The sequence below is a fragment of the Paenibacillus herberti genome, from assembly GCF_002233675.1.
Classification (GTDB): domain Bacteria; phylum Bacillota; class Bacilli; order Paenibacillales; family Paenibacillaceae; genus Paenibacillus_O; species Paenibacillus_O herberti.
In genome coordinates this window covers 738427-759889 of the sequence record NZ_NMUQ01000002.1, presented here as the reverse complement: position 1 = coordinate 759889, position 21463 = coordinate 738427, and the positions used below count along the sequence as shown (strand labels likewise).

The window sequence follows — 21463 nt, the reverse complement described above, 5'->3', positions numbered from 1 at the left end:
ATAAGACATCATGGAAGGGCGGGGAATCCACTGCCGACGATCAGCCTTTGTATGATTGTGAAAAACGAAGAGAAACTGCTGGAACAATGTTTGCTTTCCGTGCGGGGAGTCGCTGACGAGATTATTATCGCTGACACGGGCTCGACCGACCGGACGAAGGAAATAGCCCGTAAGTATACGGATCATGTGCTTGATTTTGCGTGGGTAGACGATTTTTCAGCGGCGCGAAACTATGCTTTCAGTCAAGCGAGCCAGGATTATATCTTTTGGCTGGATGCCGACGATGTGCTGCTGGAGGAGGATCGGAACAAGCTGCTCGCTCTCAAAGCGGAGCTGGCTCCTACAACCGACGCCTGTTCGATGTTCTATCACTATTCTTTTGACGATTACGGCAAAGTCAATCTCAAATTCAGGCGCAATAGGCTTGTCAAACGCTCCCTGCAGTTCAAGTGGTACGGTGCGGTCCATGAATACTTGGATGTGTCGGGCAATGTAATCGATACCGATATTGCGGTTACGCATAAGCGTGTTCATGATGCGAAGGGCAGAAATCTGGCCATCTATGAAAATAAATTGCGCAGCGGAGCGGAGCTGTCTCCCCGCGATCACTATTATTTTGCCAATGAGCTGCGCGACAACGGCGATCTTGCGAGAGCCGCGCAGCAATATGAAAGGTTTTTAGAGATGGAGCAGGGATGGGTAGCGGACAAAGTCACGGCTTGCGACAAGCTGTCGGACTGTTATTACCGGTTGGGTGAGCATGACAAGGAATGTAAGGCGGCGCTGAAGGCGCTTGAATACGCTACACCTACAGCGGAAATTTGCTGCCGATTAGGCTATCATTTTTTGCAAAAAGAGCAGTTTTCCATCGCCGTATTCTGGTATAAGCTTGCGACGGATCTTGAGGAGCCCAAGGAGGATTGGGGCTTCCGCAACGAGCAGTGCTGGACCTGGCTGCCTCATGTTCAGCTAAGCGTTTGTTATTACCGGCTCGGTCAGGAGCGGCTTGCCTGGGAGCATAACGAACAGGCACTGCGTTTTCGACCGCAGGATCAGCGGATGCTCGGAAATAAGCTTTTTTTCGAAGCGCGATTCAAGAAAAGAGGGGAGAGCGTATAGAGCTGCTCTGCCGGCAGTAGCCGAAGCTCCGCCGAAAAGCGACGGAGCTTTGACCTTGCTATGAAATAAATCAATGAATCGGCGGCCGCAATGGAGTGCCATGGGAAGGATCAACCGTACTTAGTTGATCTCCGTCTCAGCTTGAGGAGCAGATCATGCAGATCTCCGCTGAGGCGGAAAACTTTTTTGGCTGTGGCTGACGAAATTTGTCCGTCTTCCGCTACTATTAAGAACTGCTCCTCGAATTTGTTCAGCGTCAGGAGAGCGCTTTTGAACTTGCATTGTTTAATGTGGGCGATAAGCCGCTTGAGCGTTCCTTCCAGGAATTCGAGACAAGGGTCGGAGCCCAGCAGCCCTTTAATCTCGCGAGCCAGCCTCAGCACTTCCGCCTTGTGGGGCTCTTTGCGGGGCTTGCATGGCAGAACCTTGACGATGCGTACGACGCGCGTGACCTTGATCATCTCGCCGTCTTCTCCCCGTGGTCCGGTCGCTCCGGTTAAACCTTTGGGGCCGGAGCCGCCTCTGGCGCCAGGAAATCCGGCTGGCCCGGTCATACCGGCTAATCCGGCTGCTCCGGGGGAACCGGCCGCTCCAGGCGAACCGCTTGACCCTGGTACTCCTATGGCGCCGATCGGTCCTGCGGCGCCAACTGCACCCATCGGTCCCATTGCGCCAGGGAAGCCTGCCGGTCCAATCGCGCCCACCGGCCCGCTAGATCCGGTCGCTCCCGTGCCTCCGTTAGGTCCGGTCGTTCCGGTCGGTCCATTCGGTCCCGTCAATCCGGTCGGCCCAGTGGGACCCGGAATCGCGGGCCCGGTGGCTCCCGTCGGCCCCGGTGGACCGTCCGGTCCAGTAGGTCCGGGGCCGCCGGTATCTCCGGTCGGCCCAGTCGGACCGCTGGGTCCGGTCGGTCCAGGCGGACCAGTGACTTGCTGAACCAGCTTTGTCACGAACGCGCTTGGGAAAAAGGAATTGGTTGACTGAAACGGGCTTGCTAACGGAAAGTCAGTTGAGGATGTAAAGCCGGTAAGATAGGCATTACCCGTCGAGTCGGCGGCAATGGATTGGCCGGAATCGACAGCGGAGCCGCCCAAAAACGTGGAGTAAACAAACGAGCCGGCGCCGTTGAATTTGGCTGCAAACGCATCTGCACCGTCGGTAGTAGCCTGAAACGGATCGGCGAGCGGGAAATTCACCGAACCGGTATCACCCGTCACATAAGTGTTTCCGAACGGGTCTGTAGCGACATCGTTCCCGGTATCCGCGCCGACTCCGCCCAGGTAGGTGGAGAAGAGGAAGGTGCTTCCTGTAGGGTCCAATTTACAAACAAAGGCATCGCTGCCTCCGCCGTTGGCCAGCTGTGCCGGATTGGCCGTAGGAAAGTCGGTGGAGAAGGTTGTTCCGGCGACATAACAGAAGCCGAAGGTATCAACTGCGATACCGCCGCCAGTGTCGGCTGCGCTTCCGCCCAGGAAGGTGGAGAAGACAAGGGCGGTCCCGTCTGAAGTGAATTTGGTTGCAAAGGCATCACTGGCTCCTCCGCCATAAAGAGGCTGAATAGGACTAGCCAGAGGAAGATCCGGCGAGGAGGTAGTTCCCGTAACAAAACATTCAAAGGTTGCATCAACAGCGATGCTTTGGCCAACGGTCGTGCTCGTGCCGCCAAAGTAGGTCGAGAAGATTATAAAATTATTAAAGAAGCTCCAGAATATTTCTGTGACAAAAGCGGCGCTCGATCCGGGAAGCGTTCCTTGAAAAGGGCCTTCTGTAGGAAAGTCGGTGGAGTTGGTGCTTCCTGTTACATAAATATTCCGGTTTGAATTGACTGCGACGCCAAATCCGATATCATCGCCGCTCCCGCCCAAGTAGGTGGAATAATTCAGCAGCCCTGTAGGATCAAGGCTTGATACAAGCGCATTGGTTCCGCTTGGTGCAACGGGGAATAGAGTAAATGTTGTAAGTGGATAATCGGTTGAAGTCGTGCTGCCGGTCACATAACAGTTATCGAAGCGGTCAATGGCGATGGATCGTCCGATATCGGTGAGCGAGCCGCCCAAATACGTGGAATAGATTAAGGTAGTGCCGGTTGGGTCGAATTTAGTAATAAAAACATCACTGGCTCCGGCTAGTGCAGCTTGAATCGGACTTGCTGTCGGGAAATCGGTAGCCATCGTTGCTCCCGTAACATGAGCGTTGTTGGCGGCGTCAACGGCAATGCCGAAGCCTTGCGAGCTGCCGTCCGTACCGCCAAGATAAGTGGAGTAACCCAGCACGGGGTCGATGATAAGCGGAAGCGACCGATTGTATTCCTCGTTCAGCTTAAATCCGACTGTATCCAGTCCCAGCAGGACGTATTCTCCGTCAATCGCCACTTTTTCCCCGTTAATTTCTTGATAAATAAAGGGTTTACGCAGTTGAAGCGGATATTTGAAGGTCTGAACGTTCAAATTGCCTTCCTCGTCGAGTTCGACTCCGCCGGTACTCTCGAATTGTAGCCTAATATGATTCGGATTCGCTCCGGGTGATACAATAAAGTCGAATTCCAGCTCATGCTGATTGCGATAGAATAACATGTCAATGCCGGGGTACAGTCCGCTGTACTTTACTTTATCGTAGGTTGGAATGCCGGTCTGCCATTTGGCTGAATCCTGCCCGCGATAGTAATGTTTCAAGGCATTCAAGCGCTCCTGGCCGCTAATAACCGGATTGTTCTGGGCGCCTACAAAGTGCATGCGCAGCCCCCATGTTTCCCATTCCATCCCTGTCCTGTTGGCGGCTGTAGCCGTGTCCGGAAGCAGCTCGCTGAACATCATGGCGATATGGGAAGGGGTAAAGTATAAGGTTGAATCGTGACTTCTCAAAAGGTAAGCGACCTGCGAATCCGATTGGCCCGCATTGAGTTCGAACACAGGACGGCTGTTCGGTATTGACCTTAATGGGGCAGCGACCTGCCTCGTTGAATCGGTCATTGCTGCGCCTCCCATTCCTTTTTTGATTTGATATTGTATTTTCTATAGGTGGAAGCTGGCAAGGGCGAACGACACCAATTTCTGAAAATGGGCTGCCTAAAGGGAAGAGGCGGTGGGACGGAGCCCTTTACCGTCCCGAGCGGCGCTTCTTCGGGTGCTTCTTGCAGCATTTATGCCGCTTGTGTCGGCAGCGGCAGTTGATTCGGATGATTTTAACGATTTTAATCGTTTTGCCGGCGGGACCGCGGCGCCCTCTCTGTCCGCGGGGGCCGGAAGATCCCGTGCTGCCTTTCATGCCGGTCAGCCCGGTTGCACCGGTTGAACCTTCCGTTCCCGGTAGTCCCGGCAGTCCCATCATCCCCGCCGCTCCGACGGGCCCGGTGGCCCCCTCGGTGCCTGACGCTCCTGTCGATCCTGTAATGGAAAGCCCCGTAGCGCCTGTCGGCCCTGTAACGGAAAGTCCTATCGGCCCTGTCGGTCCTGTGGAGCCGGTCGCACCGCCCGCGCCGGTCGCTCCAGTCGCTCCAGTCGCACCGGTCGGTCCAGTGGGCCCGACGGCGACGACCTCGGTTATTTTGGACACAAATGCGGCCGGAATCGCCTCCAACGACGGCTGGAACGGATTTACCACCGGAAAGTCAAGTGAGGTTGTTGCCCCGGTCACATAGGCGTTGCCGCTAAAGTCCGCCGCAATCGATTGTCCCGCGTCCGGATTAGAGCCCCCCAGATAAGTGGAATAGATAAAGGCGCCGTTCAGGTTAAGCTTGGTAATAAAAGCATCGGCTCCGTCTGTTGTGGATTGGAGCGGATTGGCCAGCGGGAAATTAAACGAATCTGTAACCCCCGTCACATAGGTATTAGCAAATGGATCGGTTGCGACGCCGAAGCCGAAATCATCCGCGGAGCCGCCCAAATAGGTGGAGAAAATAAATCCGCTGCCAGCCGTGTTGATTTTGCATACAAAAGCATCATTGCCCCCTCCAAGAGCAGGCTGGACCGCATTGGCCGTCGGGAAATCGGTGGACGGCGTGGAGCCCGTCACATAGGCGTTTCCAAAGGTGTCGACGGCAATGCCTGCACCCGTATCGTCTCCGCTGCCGCCAAGATAGGTCGAATAGAGCAGAGAGGCTCCGGTTGCATCTATTTTGGTAATAAAGGCATCGCTGATTCCCCCGCCGTACAGGGGTTGAATGGGATTGGCGAGCGGCAGGCCCGTGCTTGTTGTCCCCGCAATATACATATTGCTGAAGCCGTCAACGGCGATGCCGCTTGCTGTAGTGGAATTTGGGCCTCCAAAATAGGTGGAGTACAAAAGGGTCAAGCCCGTTGAAGCCAGCTTCGTCACAAAGGCGCTGATCGCTGCGGGCAAAGTCGGCTGTAGTGGATTCTGCAACGGGAAATTGGTTGAATCTGTATTTCCCGTAATATAAGCGTTGAGGGAGCTGTCCACCGCTATTCCAAAACCAGAATCATCTCCGTCGCCGCCAAGGTAAGTTGAATAATTCAAGACACCGCCCGTAGGATCGAGACTGGTGACAAAAGCGTTCCCATTCAAAGGAGCGATAGGCTGCACAGCGGAAGCTATTGGAAAATCTATTGAGGTCGTAAATCCGGTTACATAAACGTTATTGAAGCGGTCAACTGTTATGGAGTTACCCTCGTCAAAATTGCTGCCGCCCAAATAAGTGGAATAGATCAATGTATTCCCAGCTGTGCTGAATTTCGTAATAAAAGCATCCGTGTCCCCACCCAAGCTAGACTGGATCGCTCCTTGAGTCGGAAAGTTGTTCGCCATCGTTCTTCCCGTCACATAGGCGTTGCCGTTGGCATCCACCGCGATCCCGTTGCCTACTGTAAACAGATCTCCGCTAAGATAGGTCGAATAATCCAGAACCGGATCAATGACGAGGGCTAGGGCAGGATCATATTCTTCCTGCAGCTCAAACCCGACCTTGCCGCCCTCCAGCACCTGATATCCGCCGTTTATGACGATTTTGTCGCCGCTTCGTTCCTGATAAATGATTGGAGGACGCAGCCGAACTTGATTCCCGCTTACGGTAACGGCAAGGCTTCCGTTGTCTTCGACGATTGTTTCGTCCGCATCATCAAATTCCAGCACGATGCTGCTGGGATCTCCGCCCGGCGAGAGGATAAAGTCGAACTCCAACTGCTCGCCGGACCAGTAGAATACCAGATCAACACCGGAGTAGAGTTCGCTGTATTGGATTTTATCAAAGGTCGGAACATTGGAGCGCCACATGGAAGCATCCTTGCCGACAAAATAGTTTTTAGTCGCTTCCAGTTGGTTCAGTCCTTGAATAAGCGGCTGCTTTTGAGCGCCTGCAAAGCGCATGCGCAGTCCCCATGTTTCCCACTGTTTTTTGGAAGATGACGTTGTGGTTCCGGTGAGGTCCTCCCTATGGACTGGTTTGCTAAACAGCATGGCAATATGTGAAGGGGTAAAATACAGAGTTGAATCCGCACCCCGCAGAAGATAGGCGACCTGGTCATCCGTTTGACCGGCGTTAAGTTCAAAAACGGGCCTGCCTCCAAGCGTCTGTCTCAATTGAGCAGAGTGTTGCGACGGTATTTCCGTCATAGCTGCGCCTCCTGATCGAATTTGATCTGTTATTGTATACTTATCAGGCGAGAGCTGGTACGGGCGTTTGCCAGGAGAGAATCGATTTGGGCAAAATGCAGGATAAAAATACAAGCAATTGCGTTGAAAAGTCCATGTACGCCCTATCGGAGAATTGCAACAATAGAAGGGGAGTTCACGTGATCATTCCTAATCATCTCTTTAGCGGAGGCTTCTATGTACAAGAGGATGATAGCGTATACATTAAAATATAGACTGAGCTACCTTATGATCGTGACCAATATATGTATTGCCATCTTGCCCATCTGTGTGTTGGGAACTGCCGGTTACATCGCCTATGTGCATACGTTGAAGCAGAATGCGCTGGACAATATGGAGCAGTTTGTCCTCCAAGCGAACAGTCGTTTCGACGATTACTTCAACCGCATTGATCAGTTGTCCAAAGCGGTCTTTTACAACCCCAACATTCAGCAAATCGCCGTCTCGAATACGCCATGGCAGATTTCGCAATTCCAGTTTAAAAACCTAAGTTCCTACATGTCGATTGATCCTACCATTAAGTCCATCTCGCTCATCAATTTTGAAAGCAATAACGAGGTTTCCACAGGACAGGTGTTCCGGGACGAGCTGGACTATTTGCGCTCCAAAAATTTAATGAATTCGGTCAACGTCAAAATTCAGATCTCTCCCCCCATGGAAGGAACGGACAAAAAACAAGGTCTGCTCGCGTTCAGGCAAGTTAAATCGGTTTATTCCAAGCAATATATGCAAAACATCTATATTGGGGCCATTTTGCTAGACACGCAGTGGATTCAGAAAATATTACAGACAGGCAGCATGGGCAGCAAAGCGAATCTATTTATCGTCAATGGCGAGGGAGATTTAATCGGCTCCTCATCCAGTCGGCTAAATTATGAGCTGGTTAGGCCGATAATCGGGGGGCAGCCGCTTGAGAGCGTGTCGGATATCCGCTTGGATGGGGTCAATTATCTCTATCAATCCCTTCCGATCAAAAGCCTGGACTGGAAGTTCGTCGCTCTTATTGATAAGGACAAATTGCTGGAAAAAGCGAATGTCATTCAATTTTCGGTCATCGGTGTGATAGCCCTCGCAATCTTTGTCGTTGGCCTGGCGGCGGTGTCGTTTAATATACGGCTCACACATCCCATCACCCGGCTTGTGGACGCGTTTGACAGCGCTGCTAGCGGAGATCTAGACGCCAAGCTCAAATTCACCTATAAAAATGAGATTACCGTCATACAGGATCATTTCAACAATATGCTCAGGCAAATCAAGAAGCTGACCGAGAATCTACTGCAGTCCCAGCAGCAGCTGCATCAGACGGAGATGGACAAGCAGCTGTTTCAACTGAACGGCCTGCAGAGCCAGATCAACGCTCATTTTCTCTACAATGTGCTGCATTCGATCCGGGGAATGTCGATGTCCAACGCCAAAAAAGAGGTTGCGGAAGCGATCGACAATCTCGTCCAGTATTTCCGTTACATTACCCGAAGCGGTGAATATGTTCTGCTATTGAAAGAACTGGAGCATTTGGAGCGGTACATCGCGATTCAAAAGATTCGTTTCGGTGACCGCTTGCAGTTTAAGGCGGATATGGAGCCTTCGCTGAGCAGCCGGTCGATCGTGAAGCTGATTTTACAGCCTCTGGTCGAGAACTCTCTTATGCATGGTCTGGAGGAGAAAGGCGGACGCTGGATTATCCGTATTAGGGCTTATGCTGAGAATGATGTGTGGAAAATCAAAGTGATGGACAATGGCGGCGGCATGACGGAGGAGAAGCTGGAAAGTCTGCGTCAGGAGCTTGCCGGCATTATTGTTCCGGCAGAGAAGGAGAGCGGCGCGATCGGTCAGGGAATCGGCCTGGTTAATATCCACAAGCGGATACAAATCTATTACGGCGAGCCCTATGGACTAACGATTAAGAGTTGGAAAGACAAGGGTACGATCGTGACCATTACGGTCCCTCTGAGAGAGAAGGAGGTTGTCAGCCATGTATAATTTGCTTCTAGTAGACGACGAACCTTGGATTTTGAAAGATATGGAACAGATTATCGATTGGCAGGAAGCGGGGTTCAACATTGTCGCCAAGGCGAATGATGTCAATATCGCCGAGAGCCTGCTTCGCAGGCAGCGAATCGACGTTATTATTAGCGATATTCGCATGCCGGGCAAAACCGGCTTGGACCTGCTCGAATTCACAAACCGGGTTTCGCCGGGAACGCTAGTTGTGTTTATGAGCGCCTACAGCGACTTTACGTATGCCAAACAAGCGATTGAAAAGGGCTGTTTCAACTATTTGCTAAAGCCGGTCAACACGGACGAGCTGCTGCAAACGCTGGAGAACTGCTCTCAGCGTCTTCAGGAGCGGGAGCGAGAGCGCCGTTTCCAGCAGGTGTACGACCAATCCGTCATGCTGCTGGAATGGATCGAGAGTGATGTGACGATTCGTCAAATAATCGATCGTATTACATCCACCGGCGTGACCTTCAAACTGGGGGAGCAGTATGTATTTATGACGGTAAAAAGTCCGGAGGCACTGACAGAGAAGGATTTACAGGACATTGACGGCCTGCTCCAATCGTACCGGATCGATTATTTTAAATGCCGCAACAGCCCGGTTAAATCGACGTATTTGCTTAGCCTGCCTTTGCTTCCAGCCACAACGCTGCGCAAATTGTATCACGAAGCAAGACGCGAGACATCGGCACGCAGTTGGGAGGTTGGCATCAGCAGCATCGGTTCGGCCGATCATGGGGTTCATCGGCTGTACCAGCAGTCGAACCGGATGGCGGACACGTCGAGCTTGAACGGAAAAAGCGGCATTTATCGGCATCGTCCCAACGTCAATGCGGCCGTACCAGCACTGAAGGCGCAAATCGGCAAAGCAACAAGAGTGGAGCATTTGGAGGCGGCAGTATACGACATCCAGAAGGGCGTTCAGCGCGGACGCATTCATTTGAGCGGCTTGGCTGAGCTGTACAATCTATTCGTTATTTCGCTTTCTGGCCTCATATCGCCTGGTACCTTAGGAGAAGAGGACTTTGTTACCGCGCAGGATCTTGTCATCTATTACGGCAAGCCGCAAGATTTGCTGGAAGAGATGATGCTGCGGATCGAGGAGCAGAAGAAAAAGCCAGGCGAGATCAATGCCGTGCCGATTGTTGAGGAAATTACCCGCGATCTGGATCGCATGTTTGCACATCGGATTTCACTGAAGGAAATGGCGCAGAAATACTATATTAGCCCGAACTATTTAAGCCATCTGTTTAAGCAGGAGAAGGGCAAAAGCTTTATTAATTATTTGATTCACAAAAGGCTGGAGGCGGCCGTGTCTTTGCTGGAAAAGGATATTTCCCTTTATGAGGTCGGCAAGCTCGTCGGATACGACGATTACGCCCAGTTCAGCAAGCTGTTCAAGAAGCATCTTGGCGTATCGCCGTTGGAGTACAAGCAGCGGAGGAAGGCTTAGCGAAATACAGCATAAAATCCATTGAACAACCGATAGTATACCGGTTCTCGATGGATTTTATGCTTTTGATGTAGCTTTTTAATTATTTCGGCAATGCAACCCTTTTAACAAAAAGAGAGAGCAAGAATCCGATCACACTGATGATCATACCGAACAGGAACACGTCTTGCACACCAGCTGTTAAGGCAGCTGGGAGAAGCGAAGGGTTGTTTGGGTTGTCGGCTTGGCTTATAAAGTTCTCTGATCCGTTGTTCATGATGCTGACCGCAAGGGCTGTGCCGATCGCGCCGAACACCTGCTGCAGCGTGTTTATAATTGCAGTGCCGTGCGGATAAAGCTCTGGTGGAAGCTGGTTGAGGCCATTCGTTGAGGCAGGCATCATGATCATGGAAACGCCGATCATCATCATAATATGGATGGCGATAATAAAACTAACCGATGAAGTAAGTGTAACACCGGAGAATAGCCAGAGGGCGGCAGACATCAAAGCAAGCCCCGGAATGACGAGCCATTTCGGTCCGTAATTGTCGAACAATTTGCCCATTAGCGGGGCCATGAGCCCGTTCAATGCGCTTCCCGGCAACATAATTAAACCAACGCTAAGTGTGGATATAACAAGACCCGTTTGCAAGTACATCGGCAACACTAGCATTGATGACAGGAGTATCATCATGCTGAGGGCCACCATGAAAGAGCCGACTGCAAACATCGGGTACTTGAAAACGCGCAAATCAAGTAGTGGCGTTGGCATCCTCAACTGACGAACCGAGAAAAGGATAAGAGCCACCAGACCAACCGCAAGTGAGATTGACACGGTAGGGCTCGACCATCCGCCGTGCCCAGCGCTGCTGAAACCGAAAACGACGCCTCCGAAGCCGAGCGTGGACAGCAGCATGGATAACACATCGAAGCGCGGCTTGGTCGTTTCAGAAATGTTCTCCATCTTAAAAATCCCGATAATAAGGGCAATAATAAGCACAAAGAAAGAGATCCCAAAGATATAGTTCCAGCCCAGCTCTTCAATTACAAGACCGGCGATCGTCGGTCCAATCGCAGGGGCGAACATGATGACTAGGCTGATCAGACCCATCGCCGCACCGCGTTTTTCGATCGGGAAAATAACCAGTATCGTATTAAACATAAGCGGCAGCAATATTGCGGTGCCGATTGCTTGGATAATGCGCGATATCATCAATACGCCGAAGCTAGAAGCGACTGCCCCGATCAAAGCCCCAATACTAGAGAAAACGAGTGCTGCAATAAACAGTTGTCTCGTCGAGAACCGCTGAATTAATAAACCTGATAATGGTACGAGAACTCCCATTGTTAAAAGATAACCCGTCGTCAGCCATTGAATGGTCGCCGAACCAACATTAAAGACCTGCATTAGATCGGTCAGTGCGACGTTCAACGCCGTTTCACTAAAAAGACCTACGAAACCGCTAATCATAAAAGCAAGGACGATAGGAAATACTTTAATGTCTTTCTTAGCTGCTTTCAGTTCGGGGCCGGATGATGATGCTGAAACCTGCATGGATTCTTCACTCCTTAATATTTAAGGATGCAGTCATAACTGCATCATAATTTAATTAGACCGTTCTATATAATTTGAAGTTGAAAATGGGACATGCCCATTCCAATACCTCTACTCTTGCAGAATGACTGGAAAATGCTCGGCTACACGACGAATCGCTGTTGAATGACGTTCGACAATCGCCATAATAGTAGCTCCTTCAATCAAACATACCGAAAGGTCGGCCATTGTATCCGCGCGTTCCCGCGAGATCCCCGTTTCCACAAGCTTATTCGCTATCATAGCCTTCCATTCAGCGAAGGCGGCCTGACACGCAGCCCGCAGAGAATCACTGACCGCTGAGGTTTCGGCAGAGACCCACAAGCTAAACGGGACAAAAGGATCCGTATCGGAAGCGTCGATGGCATCGGCCATGTTAAGCACAAAAGCCTGCATAAAGTCAACTGGTTTCGGCATTCTGGCCATCAGCTCTTGAAGGATCGAGTATAAGTCCCGGCGGATGAGGTTGATGCACTCAAGTGCCAGCTCCTCCTTGCCATTTGGGAAATAATAATATAGCGATCCCTTTGGCGATCCGCTTTCCTTAATGATTTGATTCAATCCTGTGCCGTGATATCCCTGCGTGGCAAACAGCCGTGCCGCTGTCGCTATAATGATATCCTTGGAACTCAGCTTAGTCTCCATCATTTTCAACTCCTATATAACAACTGGTCTATATATAGTGTACCCGATAAAAACTTAAAAAATCAATGTGCAAAATCTCCCCGCGAAGGTTCTCGTAAACAAAACATCGTAAAAAACCACAAACAAGCTTCCAGTCTGAGTACATATAACGCTCTTTCTGCATGTGCCAGAATAGAAGAAATAGAATGACGCTCTCACAAGAGAGCCCGAACTTTCGGACATTCACGCGTTTCTTAACATCAAAAGAGAGCAGGTGAAGCGAGACTATGGAAGCAAGCGTGGCGAACGCAAATGCAGGCAATGCCAAATTAAACGCCAGACGCGAGCTGCGGAAGCGGATTATGGGCTATAAGATGCTCTATGTGATGTTACTGCCAGCTATCGTGTTCCTTGTTATTTTCAGCTACATTCCGATGTACGGGGCGACGATCGCCTTTAAGGACTTCTGGATAACCAAAGGCATTATGGGTAGCCCATGGGTAGGTCTTGAACATTTCCAGAAAATTTTCGAAACGGATAAGTTCTGGCAAGTATTTCGCAATACAATCGAAATCAACTTGCTGCGGCTAGTATTCGGGTTTCCGGCGCCTATCTTGCTGGCGCTTTTGCTCAACGAGGTAAGGCTGAAGTTTTTCAAGCGCTCCATTCAAACGATCATTTACTTGCCTCACTTTATTTCCTGGGTGACGATTGCGGGTATTATCTTCTCGGTTTTGTCTATCGACGGACTGGTCAACAGCATCATTGTGGCTTTGGGAGGCAGTCCGATCAATTTCCTGACAAACAACGACTTATTCCGTCCGTTGCTGGTTTTATCCGGGATATGGAAAGAAGTGGGCTGGGGCACGATTATCTATATGGCGGCGCTGGCTGGCATCAATCCCGATCTATATGAGGCGGCTACGGTCGACGGTGCGAACCGGTTTAAGCAGGCCGTCTACATTACGCTGCCAAGCTTGCTGCCGATTATCTCCATTTTGCTTATTCTGAATTTCGGCAGCATGATGAACGGCGGCTTCGACCAAGTATTCAATATGTACAATGCGATGGTATATGAAAGCGGCGACGTTATCGACACCTACGTTTACCGGATAGGCTTGACGCAGGGCAAATACAGCATGGCGACTGCAATTGGGCTGTTCCTCAACGTCATCAACTTCGTGCTTCTCATGATTGTGAACTACACGTCCAAGAAGCTGGGCGGCCAAGGCATTTATTAAAGGTGGTGAACCCAAACAATGAAAACAACCAGTTTGTCCGGCAAAATCTTCGACGCGGTGAACATCGTCTTCTTGGCTCTGCTCGCAATCATTACGCTGTATCCGTTCTGGCACGTCCTTGTTGGGTCGGTTCTGCCCTATGAGGAAGCAATCAAATCCAGCTTCAACCTGTTTCCGACGAAGTGGACGTTCGAAGCGTACGAGTATATATTTTCCAAAGATACAATTCTGCAATCGCTGTTAGTGTCCGTCTTGGTCACGGTGCTTGGAACGTTGTACCAGTTATTTATTACGGCTATTACCGCTTATCCGCTTATTAAACAGGATCTTCCGGGACGCTCGGCCATCTTTCTGTTTATGGTATTCACGATGTTCTTCTCCGGTGGCCTGATTCCGTACTATCTGTTGATTAAAAATCTAGGCATGGTTAATAGTCTTGCAGTTATGATCATCCCGGCGGCGCTCAGCATGTACAATATGATTGTACTCAAAACGTTTTTCCAGAGTATTCCGGTGGAACTGGAGGAGTCGGCCAAAATGGACGGAGCCGGATATATGACGGTTTTCTTCCGCATTATTTTGCCGCTGTCGATTCCTTCTCTGGCTACGATTGGCTTGTTCATCGCGGTTGGCCAATGGAACAACTGGTATCAGCCGATGTTGTTCCTGAACGACAAGGACTTATGGCCGCTGGCTATGGTGCTGCGGGATATTCTGATTAATAACAATACGAACGCAACGGCGAGTTTCAGCGCCATGAACGAGCAGTTCATGCTGGCGGACACGATTAAATATGCCATCGTCATGGTTTCCGTTATTCCGATTATTATCGTTTACCCGTTCATCCAAAAGCATTTCGTGAAAGGGGTGATGATCGGCTCTATCAAGAGCTGACCTTTTCACGAAATGCTGATATCCAATAGTGATTGTCCAATGATCAAAAGGGGAGCTGAACCGAAATGAATAGAACGAAGAAAAAATGGGTTTCCTCCATGGCTATTGTTCCGCTGCTTGCCGGCGTCTTGGCCGGCTGCTCCGGCGGCAATAATGGAGAACCTGCACCTGCGGCGAACAACAGTGGCGTACAGTCTAAAGAGCCGGCCGCTCCGGTCGAGCTGACGGTATTCAGATGGGACTATGAGGGAATCGATTCACCTGACTCTGCGATCTACAAGCGCCTGCAGGAGAAGCTGAACATCAAGCTCAAACCTATCGTGGCTTCATGGAACGACTGGGAGGAAAAGCTCAACGTCATGATCGGCACCGGAGATATGCCAGATATATTTGTTTCCAGCGGTATTGGCAGGCCTGTTCAATACAACCAGTGGATCAGGGAAGGCCTCGTTCTGAATCTGTCCGATTACACGACGGAATACCCGAACCTCGGCAAATCGCTGGCCAACTTCGAGGTGCTGACCAAGCCGACCGGCGGCAAACACTACGGGCTTCCAATTTTCAACGAATCGGGCAGCGGCAAAAACTCTATCAACGGCCATAACATCCTCATCCGCAAAGACTGGCTGGATAAGCTCGGCCTGAAGGCGCCGACGACAATCGACGAGTTTTACAAAGTGGCGAAAGCATTCACAGATAACGATCCGGACGGCAATAACAAAAAAGATACGTATGGCTTCTCTTCAAGCTCCAGCGGAAATCCTGTTTTTTGGTTTTATCCGATTTTCAACGCGTTTGATGCCAGTACGGATCGCTTCAAGAAGACGGCCGACGGCAAATTCGAGCCGGAAGTCATCTCACCGGGAATGGAGCAAGGTATTTCATTCTTGAACAAAATGAACAAAGAAAAAATTCTTGATCCGGACTTTATGGTGAATACCGATGAACAGAAGATGGAAAAATTCATTACCGGAAAAGTCGGTATGATTGTCAATAATCTGAACTCTTGGTTCTATACGGATATTACCAATAAACTCAAGAAGGCGTATCCGGACAGGGATCCAAAGTCAATCTTTACCTGGGTTGGTACGCTAAAGGGCGCGAACGGCCAGCAGCGGATGGACGGATCCCCCAATTTCTGGCTCCAAACGTCGGTCAAAGCCGACTTGCCTGATGATAAGAAGAAAAAGGCGCTTGAGTTGCTGGATTACTTGTTATCCGAAGAAGGCCAGGACCTGGTGTTGAACGGAGTTGAGGGCGTGCACTACAAAGTCGAAGGCGACAAAAAGGTTCCGATCATGGCAGCGGAAGAGAGGGACAAGGATAAGGGCTTTCTCTTGAAGTCGCTCGTATCCTGGAACACGGACTTCCTGCCGGAAGGCCTGGAAAACCGAGAAGAGATCATTGCAGCGGCCAAATCGACCGGCGATTACGCCGTGCCGAACCCTCTGGAATATATGGTCATCCCCGAGGACGCTCTGGATTCAAGCCTGCCCGGGGAATTGGGCGACTACGTCAATCAACGGCTTGCAGAAATAATTGTAAACTCCAAGGACGTTCCAGCCGATTTTTCCAAGTATAAAGAAGAATGGCTGAAAAAAGGCGGAACTAAGCTCGTCGAAGAAACAAACAAACAAGCGGCGGCAGAAGGCCGTTAAGGCAAGGCCGTAGGCTGCGAATAGGCTTTAGGATTATCGCACAAGAAAGACGATCAAATTCTGCCGAGTGCAGAGTCTTGATCGTCTTTGTTTCGCATTCTAAACGGTTAGTTCCAATCGATGTTTTGGAAGGTTCTCGTTTCAGCCGACTCTCTCGCTTTGATACATTGCAGTGCACTGATTAATCCGTCCTCAAGGGGACTGCTGGATGGACTCGTTCCATGCATCATGTTGACAAAGCCGGCGGCCAGCACTCTATCTCCACCAGAATGGTTCTCTACTCCGCCAACCTTATAAGTCTCCACTCGGTCCGTATGATGCATGTAAACCTTCACGGTATCGGTATAGAAATCGAACTCGATCGTCCCTTTGAACCCGAGGAAACGTGCACCACGTGCAGCAGCGCCCCTGCGAGCAAAGAAGTTTTGCGAATAGGAGACGTGCATTCCGCTGTCATAGTAGAGCAAGGCACTGCCGGAATCTTCATTGCCGGTATCGGTGCCAAAAACACATTTTGCGGTTTCATCGTGGTAGGCGCTTTCTGGGCAAATTTTATTCTCCGCGCAATCCACGCATCTCAGTCCGGCAGGTTTATCACCTTTAAAAATTTGCTTGGATTTCATGGCGCAGACACTGACAGGATTTAGCCCAAGGACATGATTGATATAATCGAAATCATGAGTTGCCTTTTGCAGGAACAAACCGCCGGTTATTTGCTCATCACGGTACCAGCTATGGTAGTAGACCGCACCGTATGAAACGTTGTTGATGGCCTGCACATGCTCGATGGTGCCTATTTTGCCGGAATCAACGATCTCCTTGACGAGCTGAACGATCGGTGACACCCGTAGCGGGAAGGAGACTATAACAGGCGCTTTCGTCTCGTCCGCACCAGCTTTCAAGCGACGCAAGTCTTCCATCGTTGTCGAGACTGGTTTTTCCAAAAACAAAGGAATGCGAGTAGGCAAAACCTTCAGCGCCATCTCGGTGTGGAGATTACATCGTGTGCCGATCAAGATACCGTCAAACGCGGTGGACGCAAGCATTTCCTCGGGCGTTTCATAATAAGAGGTGTTAACCAGACGCTCCTGCTGCTGTGCCTGAATGAGTGAGCTTTGAGGATCAACAATGGCAACTACCTCTGATGACGGATCAACTGCAATTACTTCACTGATCATATGCTGAATTCGGTTACCATAACCGATAACACCAAGTTTCATGACCTCTGCCTCCTTGCGCGGTTGTTAAACTGGCTCTATTATAAAAAACAACCACTGCCTTTGGCTTTGTTCTCATAGACGCATTATTTGTCATTTAGAGGGGATGAGGACTACGTGACTGTAGATCTGGAACGAACCCATTTGAATCTGCTTCTGGATATTCGCAGCATCATTACGATGTACTACTTCGAGTTCGGGAAGGACTATTATTTTCCTGGAGAGCGGCATAACTTCTGGGAGATGGTCTACGTTGACAAGGGTGAAATCGAGGTTTTGGCCGATACGAAGCGATATAGCTTGAAGCAAGGCGGCCTTATCTTTCATAAGCCGAATGAATTCCATAGCTTTACAACGATGCATGGCAAGGCTCCGAATGTCATTGTCCTGACGTTTGATTGTGATTCCAACATGATGAACAACTTTGCCGAAAAGGTATTCCAGCTTGATAGTGAACAGCGCAACCAAATGGCTCGTATTATAAGCGAGGGAGCGAATGCTTTTGCTTTTCCATTTGGCTACCCGCTGATCCGTAAAATTAACCAACCGATTGGCTCCGAGCAGCTGCTCAAATGTTACTTGGAGACGTTCCTTATTCTGCTCTTGCGCGATGGCGCTTCAAATGATCATGGACGGGCGCCGCTATTGATGCCCAAAGAGAAGGATGAAGGGATGCTGCTGTCCACCATCGTCGCGCTGATGGAGGAGCGTTTATCGTCGCAGCTTTCTTTGGCGGAAATTAGCAACACCCTGCATATCGCCAATACGAAGCTCAAAGAGCTGTTTAAGAGACATACCGGCAAGACGATTATGGAATATTACGCGAATATGAAAATCGAAAAAGCAAAGCTGCTCATTCGCGAGGACGCGCATAATTTTACGGAAATATCGCGTCAGCTGGGTTTTAGCAGCGTGCATTATTTTTCCAAAGCGTTCAAACGTGCTACCGGGATGAGCCCATCCGAATACGCCAAATCCGTTAAAGCGAGAAGCGGAATCCAGCAAGGAGCGTTTTGAGCGAGGGCGGCGAAAAAAGTGGCGAAAAAAAGGGATTGAGCTCTGTTAGGGCTCAATCCCTTTTTCGATAGGCATATGGCGGTATTGATTGGGCGACACCCCGGTCCACTTGCGAAATTGGCGGGAAAAATGGTTGACGGAGCTGAAGCCGAGCTGCTCGGCAATCGCATAAACCGTGAGGTTCGAGGTGACGAGCAGCTCTTTGGCTTTGCTCCATTTTCTTCGACTAATATATTGGCGCGGAGATACTCCGTACACTTTGGCGAAAACTTTGGACAGCTGGCTGCGACTCATATTCATATCGGATGCGATCGCGGTAATCGACGGATTCGTTGTAAAATCTGCCGTAAGCTTCTCTTCAATGGAATGGGCGACATCAGCTTCATAGGCCGAAACCTGATTACGGGCATCCATACTCGGAGGAGCTTCCAGGAGGAGTAGAATTTCCTGGAGGATCAGCAGGACGTAAGCCTGCAGAGCGAGCCGTTGATGCAGCGGCAAAGAAAACTGGACAAAATCGGGTGAAAACGATGTTTCTTCGGAAAGAAGCTTCTGCTGCATCAGTCGCTCCAGCTCGGGGACAAGATGGGGAAGCTTGCTCTGTTTGGCCTGGGTCGCTGGAATGAGGCGGAATGGCGCAGCTCCGAGCCGACTCCGAGCATCCAGATCGTCCAGGTCAAAGTGAATAACGAAATAAGCATAATGTGAAGGGGAGGAATTGGCGACCGTATGGCTGACCCCGGATTTCAACAGAATCCAGTCTCCTTTTTTCAATTCGACCTTCTCCCCGTTGATTTCCTGAACGGCCCCTCCTTCCATACAGCAAATTAGCTCATACAGATGATGATGATGTTTTTGATAAGACCATGCCTCAGGCTTAACTCCGAAGTGACAGCCATCTATTTTCAAGGTGCTGGTAATATTCTGAAATACAAATATAGTATCCACTGATCCTACCTCCTGCACAGTCCTGTACAGCATGCTCTAGGTCAAATTATAGCATACTGGTGAAACGATTGTTCCGGCACAAAAGGTTAAGTAAATGAGGAGTTTGTGCATTCACTGTATCTAACGCAGGGGCTACTATAAGGGCATCATAGATCGGTATTGGAGGAAACAGTCTTGAGTCAACTGACCATTCAAGGAAAACAGCTGATGTTGGGAGAACAACCTTTTCGGATTTTATCGGGAGCGATTCATTATTTTCGGGTGGTGCCCCAATATTGGGAGGACAGGCTGCTCAAGCTGAAAGCTTGCGGCTTTAATACGGTTGAAACGTATGTACCATGGAATCTGCATGAAGCGAATGAAGGCCAGTTCAATTTCGTAGGTATGGCCGATCTGGAGAAGTTCACCCAGCTTGCTGGAGAGCTGGGGCTTTATGTCATCGTGCGTCCAAGCCCGTACATCTGTGCGGAATGGGAATTCGGTGGACTTCCTGCTTGGCTGCTTGCTGATCCGGGCATGCGTCTCCGCTGCCACCACAAGCCGTTCCTGGACAAAATCGATGCTTATTTCGATGATCTGATTCCACGCCTTACGCCATTCTTGTCGACTAAAGGCGGTCCGATTATCGCGATGCAGATCGAGAACGAATATGGCAGCTATGGCAATGACAAAGCGTACCTGAACCATCTGAAACAAGCGCTCATCGAGCGCGGCGTGGATGTACTGTTGTTCACTTCGGATGGACCAGAGGACTTCATGCTGCAAGGCGGCATGGTTGAGGGCGTGTGGGAGACGGTTAACTTTGGTTCCCGCTCGGCAGAAGGTTTCGCTAAGTTGCTGGAGTACCAACCCGATCAGCCGCTTATGTGTATGGAATACTGGAACGGCTGGTTCGATCACTGGGGCGAGCAGCATCATACCCGTGACGCGGCAGACGTAGCCAAAGTGCTGGACGATATGCTGGCTGCGAATGCATCGGTTAACTTCTATATGTTCCATGGCGGCACGAACTTCGGCTTTTACAGCGGCGCCAACTACCCGGACAAGCTGCAGCCGACCATTACGAGTTATGACTACGATTCCCCGCTTAGCGAAAGCGGCGATCTCACGGAGAAGTACCATGCCGTTCGCGAAGTTATTGGCAAGTATACCGATCTTGGACCACTTGAACTGCCGGCTCCAATCGCCAAAAAAAGCTACGGCACCGTAAACATGACGGGACAGGCGAAGCTGCTGGCTTCCCTCGATGGGCTTTCCTCGCCGATTCAAAGTGTTTGCCCGGAACCGATGGAGCAATTCGGACAAAACTACGGCTTCATCATGTACACGACCCATCTATCCGGGCCGCGTCCTGCAAGCCGCCTGAACCTGCAGGAAGTTCACGACCGTGCGCATATCTTTATCGATGGGAAGTTCAAAGGCATCATCGAACGTGCGGATAAGGAGCATGACATTGTGTTCGATGTTCCGGCGGGAGGCGTTGAGCTGACGATTCTCGTGGAGAACATGGGCCGGATCAACTACGGACCGCAAATGAAAGATGCCAAAGGCATCACGGAAGGCGTGCGCCACGGACTTCAATTCCTGTTCGACTGGACGGTTCGTCCACTTCCGCTGGACGACTTGTCCAAGCTGAATTTCGACTCAGTCGATGGCGAATCAGAAAAGAACCAGCCTTCCTTCTACCTGGGCGAGTTTACGGTTGATGAGCCAGCGGACACGTTTTTGAGCATGAAGGGCTGGACCAAAGGCGTCGCCTACATTAACGGCTTCAACCTGGGTCGTTATTGGGAGATCGCTCCGCAAGAGACGCTGTATATCCCAGGTCCGCTGCTGCGCAAAGGGAACAACGAAATCGTCGTATTCGAGCTTCATGGATGCGAATCCCCAAGCGTCTCGCTGCAGGATTATCCGGTTTTGAATAAGCAACAATAAGCTAGGGCCTGCGCCGCTCCTTACCGGGAGCCGCAGGCTTTTTTTTCGTCTAAAAAGTCAGAATAATCAAAAATCACATGAAAAAGAAAGCGCTTACCACATATCGAATCTATATGTCATTATGATATGTTCTTAACGGGCAGACGCCCTAATCCAACTTTGAATGGAGGAATATGAAG

Annotated in this window: 14 protein-coding genes; 8 read left to right on the top strand and 6 right to left on the bottom strand. The window is 50.4% G+C overall.

The window, feature by feature from the left end:
* The first annotated feature begins 51 nt into the window (after positions 1–51).
* Positions 52–1119 (top strand): glycosyltransferase family 2 protein, encoded by a 1068-nt coding sequence (locus CGZ75_RS15810; protein ID WP_089525234.1) that lies wholly within the window; start codon positions 52–54, stop codon positions 1117–1119.
* 110 nt (positions 1120–1229) lie between these two features.
* Here CGZ75_RS15810 and CGZ75_RS26205 read toward each other — a convergent pair whose 3' ends face one another.
* Together CGZ75_RS26205 and CGZ75_RS26200 are read right to left on the bottom strand one after the other, a co-directional pair.
* Entirely contained in the window at positions 1230–4088 is a 2859-nt protein-coding gene (locus CGZ75_RS26205) for a DUF7948 domain-containing protein (RefSeq protein WP_176444875.1), read from the bottom strand.
* A gap of 127 nt (positions 4089–4215) precedes the next feature.
* Positions 4216–6687: an SBBP repeat-containing protein gene (locus tag CGZ75_RS26200; RefSeq protein WP_089525232.1), complete on the bottom strand. Its 2472-nt coding sequence runs from the start codon at positions 6685–6687 to the stop codon at positions 4216–4218.
* 216 nt (positions 6688–6903) lie between these two features.
* Here CGZ75_RS26200 and CGZ75_RS15795 point away from each other — a divergent pair, with 216 nt between their 5' ends.
* Together CGZ75_RS15795 and CGZ75_RS15790 are read left to right on the top strand one after the other, a co-directional pair.
* On the top strand, positions 6904–8706 hold the full coding sequence (locus CGZ75_RS15795; protein ID WP_089525231.1) for a sensor histidine kinase: 1803 nt from the start codon (positions 6904–6906) through the stop codon (positions 8704–8706).
* Positions 8699–10177, top strand: coding sequence for a response regulator transcription factor (locus CGZ75_RS15790; RefSeq protein ID WP_089525230.1), 1479 nt, complete (start codon positions 8699–8701; stop codon positions 10175–10177). The genes CGZ75_RS15795 and CGZ75_RS15790 overlap by 8 nt, the downstream gene beginning before the upstream one ends.
* 82 nt (positions 10178–10259) lie before the next feature.
* Here CGZ75_RS15790 and CGZ75_RS15785 read toward each other — a convergent pair whose 3' ends face one another.
* Both CGZ75_RS15785 and CGZ75_RS15780 read right to left on the bottom strand, forming a co-directional pair.
* The gene (locus CGZ75_RS15785) at positions 10260–11711 is read right to left on the bottom strand and encodes an MDR family MFS transporter (protein ID WP_089525229.1); all 1452 of its coding nucleotides are present in this window, start codon (positions 11709–11711) and stop codon (positions 10260–10262) included.
* 111 nt (positions 11712–11822) lie between these two features.
* Positions 11823–12398 carry a TetR/AcrR family transcriptional regulator gene (locus tag CGZ75_RS15780; RefSeq protein ID WP_089525228.1) on the bottom strand — a complete coding sequence of 192 codons (576 nt, stop codon included), beginning with the start codon at positions 12396–12398 and terminating at the stop codon, positions 11823–11825.
* 263 nt (positions 12399–12661) lie between these two features.
* Between CGZ75_RS15780 and CGZ75_RS15775 the strand changes: the two genes are divergently transcribed.
* From CGZ75_RS15775 to CGZ75_RS15765, 3 genes are all read left to right on the top strand, one after another.
* Positions 12662–13615, top strand: a complete 954-nt coding sequence (locus CGZ75_RS15775) for an ABC transporter permease (RefSeq protein WP_089525227.1) — start codon at positions 12662–12664, stop codon at positions 13613–13615.
* Positions 13616–13633: 18 nt separating this feature from the next.
* Positions 13634–14509 carry a carbohydrate ABC transporter permease gene (locus CGZ75_RS15770; protein ID WP_089525226.1) on the top strand — a complete coding sequence of 292 codons (876 nt, stop codon included), beginning with the start codon at positions 13634–13636 and terminating at the stop codon, positions 14507–14509.
* Between the two features lie 65 nt (positions 14510–14574).
* Complete coding sequence (locus CGZ75_RS15765; RefSeq protein ID WP_089525225.1) at positions 14575–16167, top strand: extracellular solute-binding protein; 1593 nt, start codon at positions 14575–14577, stop codon at positions 16165–16167.
* A 107-nt stretch (positions 16168–16274) separates the two neighbouring features.
* Here the strand turns inward: CGZ75_RS15765 and CGZ75_RS15760 are convergent, their stop codons facing one another.
* A complete protein-coding gene (locus tag CGZ75_RS15760) occupies positions 16275–17387 on the bottom strand; it encodes a Gfo/Idh/MocA family protein (RefSeq protein WP_089525224.1) in 1113 nt (370 codons plus the stop codon).
* Positions 17388–17501: 114 nt separating this feature from the next.
* On the opposite strand from CGZ75_RS15760, the gene CGZ75_RS15755 reads away from it, so the two are divergent.
* Complete coding sequence (locus tag CGZ75_RS15755) at positions 17502–18401, top strand: AraC family transcriptional regulator (RefSeq protein WP_245850881.1); 900 nt, start codon at positions 17502–17504, stop codon at positions 18399–18401.
* A gap of 45 nt (positions 18402–18446) precedes the next feature.
* Here the strand turns inward: CGZ75_RS15755 and CGZ75_RS15750 are convergent, their stop codons facing one another.
* A complete protein-coding gene (locus CGZ75_RS15750; protein ID WP_089525223.1) occupies positions 18447–19349 on the bottom strand; it encodes an AraC family transcriptional regulator in 903 nt (300 codons plus the stop codon).
* 174 nt (positions 19350–19523) lie between these two features.
* On the opposite strand from CGZ75_RS15750, the gene CGZ75_RS15745 reads away from it, so the two are divergent.
* Complete coding sequence (locus CGZ75_RS15745; RefSeq protein WP_425436499.1) at positions 19524–21284, top strand: glycoside hydrolase family 35 protein; 1761 nt, start codon at positions 19524–19526, stop codon at positions 21282–21284.
* The last annotated feature ends 179 nt before the right edge of the window (positions 21285–21463 follow it).

Bases quoted from the DNA above. Each gene is read 5' to 3' on its own strand.
- CGZ75_RS15810 (WP_089525234.1), top strand. From the start codon at position 52: ATGATTGTGAAAAACGAAGAGAAACTGCTGGAACAATGTTTGCTTTCC.
- CGZ75_RS26205 (WP_176444875.1), bottom strand. From the start codon at position 4,088: ATGACCGATTCAACGAGGCAGGTCGCTGCCCCATTAAGGTCAATACCG.
- CGZ75_RS26200 (WP_089525232.1), bottom strand. From the start codon at position 6,687: ATGACGGAAATACCGTCGCAACACTCTGCTCAATTGAGACAGACGCTT.
- CGZ75_RS15795 (WP_089525231.1), top strand. From the start codon at position 6,904: ATGTACAAGAGGATGATAGCGTATACATTAAAATATAGACTGAGCTAC.
- CGZ75_RS15790 (WP_089525230.1), top strand. From the start codon at position 8,699: ATGTATAATTTGCTTCTAGTAGACGACGAACCTTGGATTTTGAAAGAT.
- CGZ75_RS15785 (WP_089525229.1), bottom strand. From the start codon at position 11,711: ATGCAGGTTTCAGCATCATCATCCGGCCCCGAACTGAAAGCAGCTAAG.
- CGZ75_RS15780 (WP_089525228.1), bottom strand. From the start codon at position 12,398: ATGATGGAGACTAAGCTGAGTTCCAAGGATATCATTATAGCGACAGCG.
- CGZ75_RS15775 (WP_089525227.1), top strand. From the start codon at position 12,662: ATGGAAGCAAGCGTGGCGAACGCAAATGCAGGCAATGCCAAATTAAAC.
- CGZ75_RS15770 (WP_089525226.1), top strand. From the start codon at position 13,634: ATGAAAACAACCAGTTTGTCCGGCAAAATCTTCGACGCGGTGAACATC.
- CGZ75_RS15765 (WP_089525225.1), top strand. From the start codon at position 14,575: ATGAATAGAACGAAGAAAAAATGGGTTTCCTCCATGGCTATTGTTCCG.
- CGZ75_RS15760 (WP_089525224.1), bottom strand. From the start codon at position 17,387: ATGAAACTTGGTGTTATCGGTTATGGTAACCGAATTCAGCATATGATC.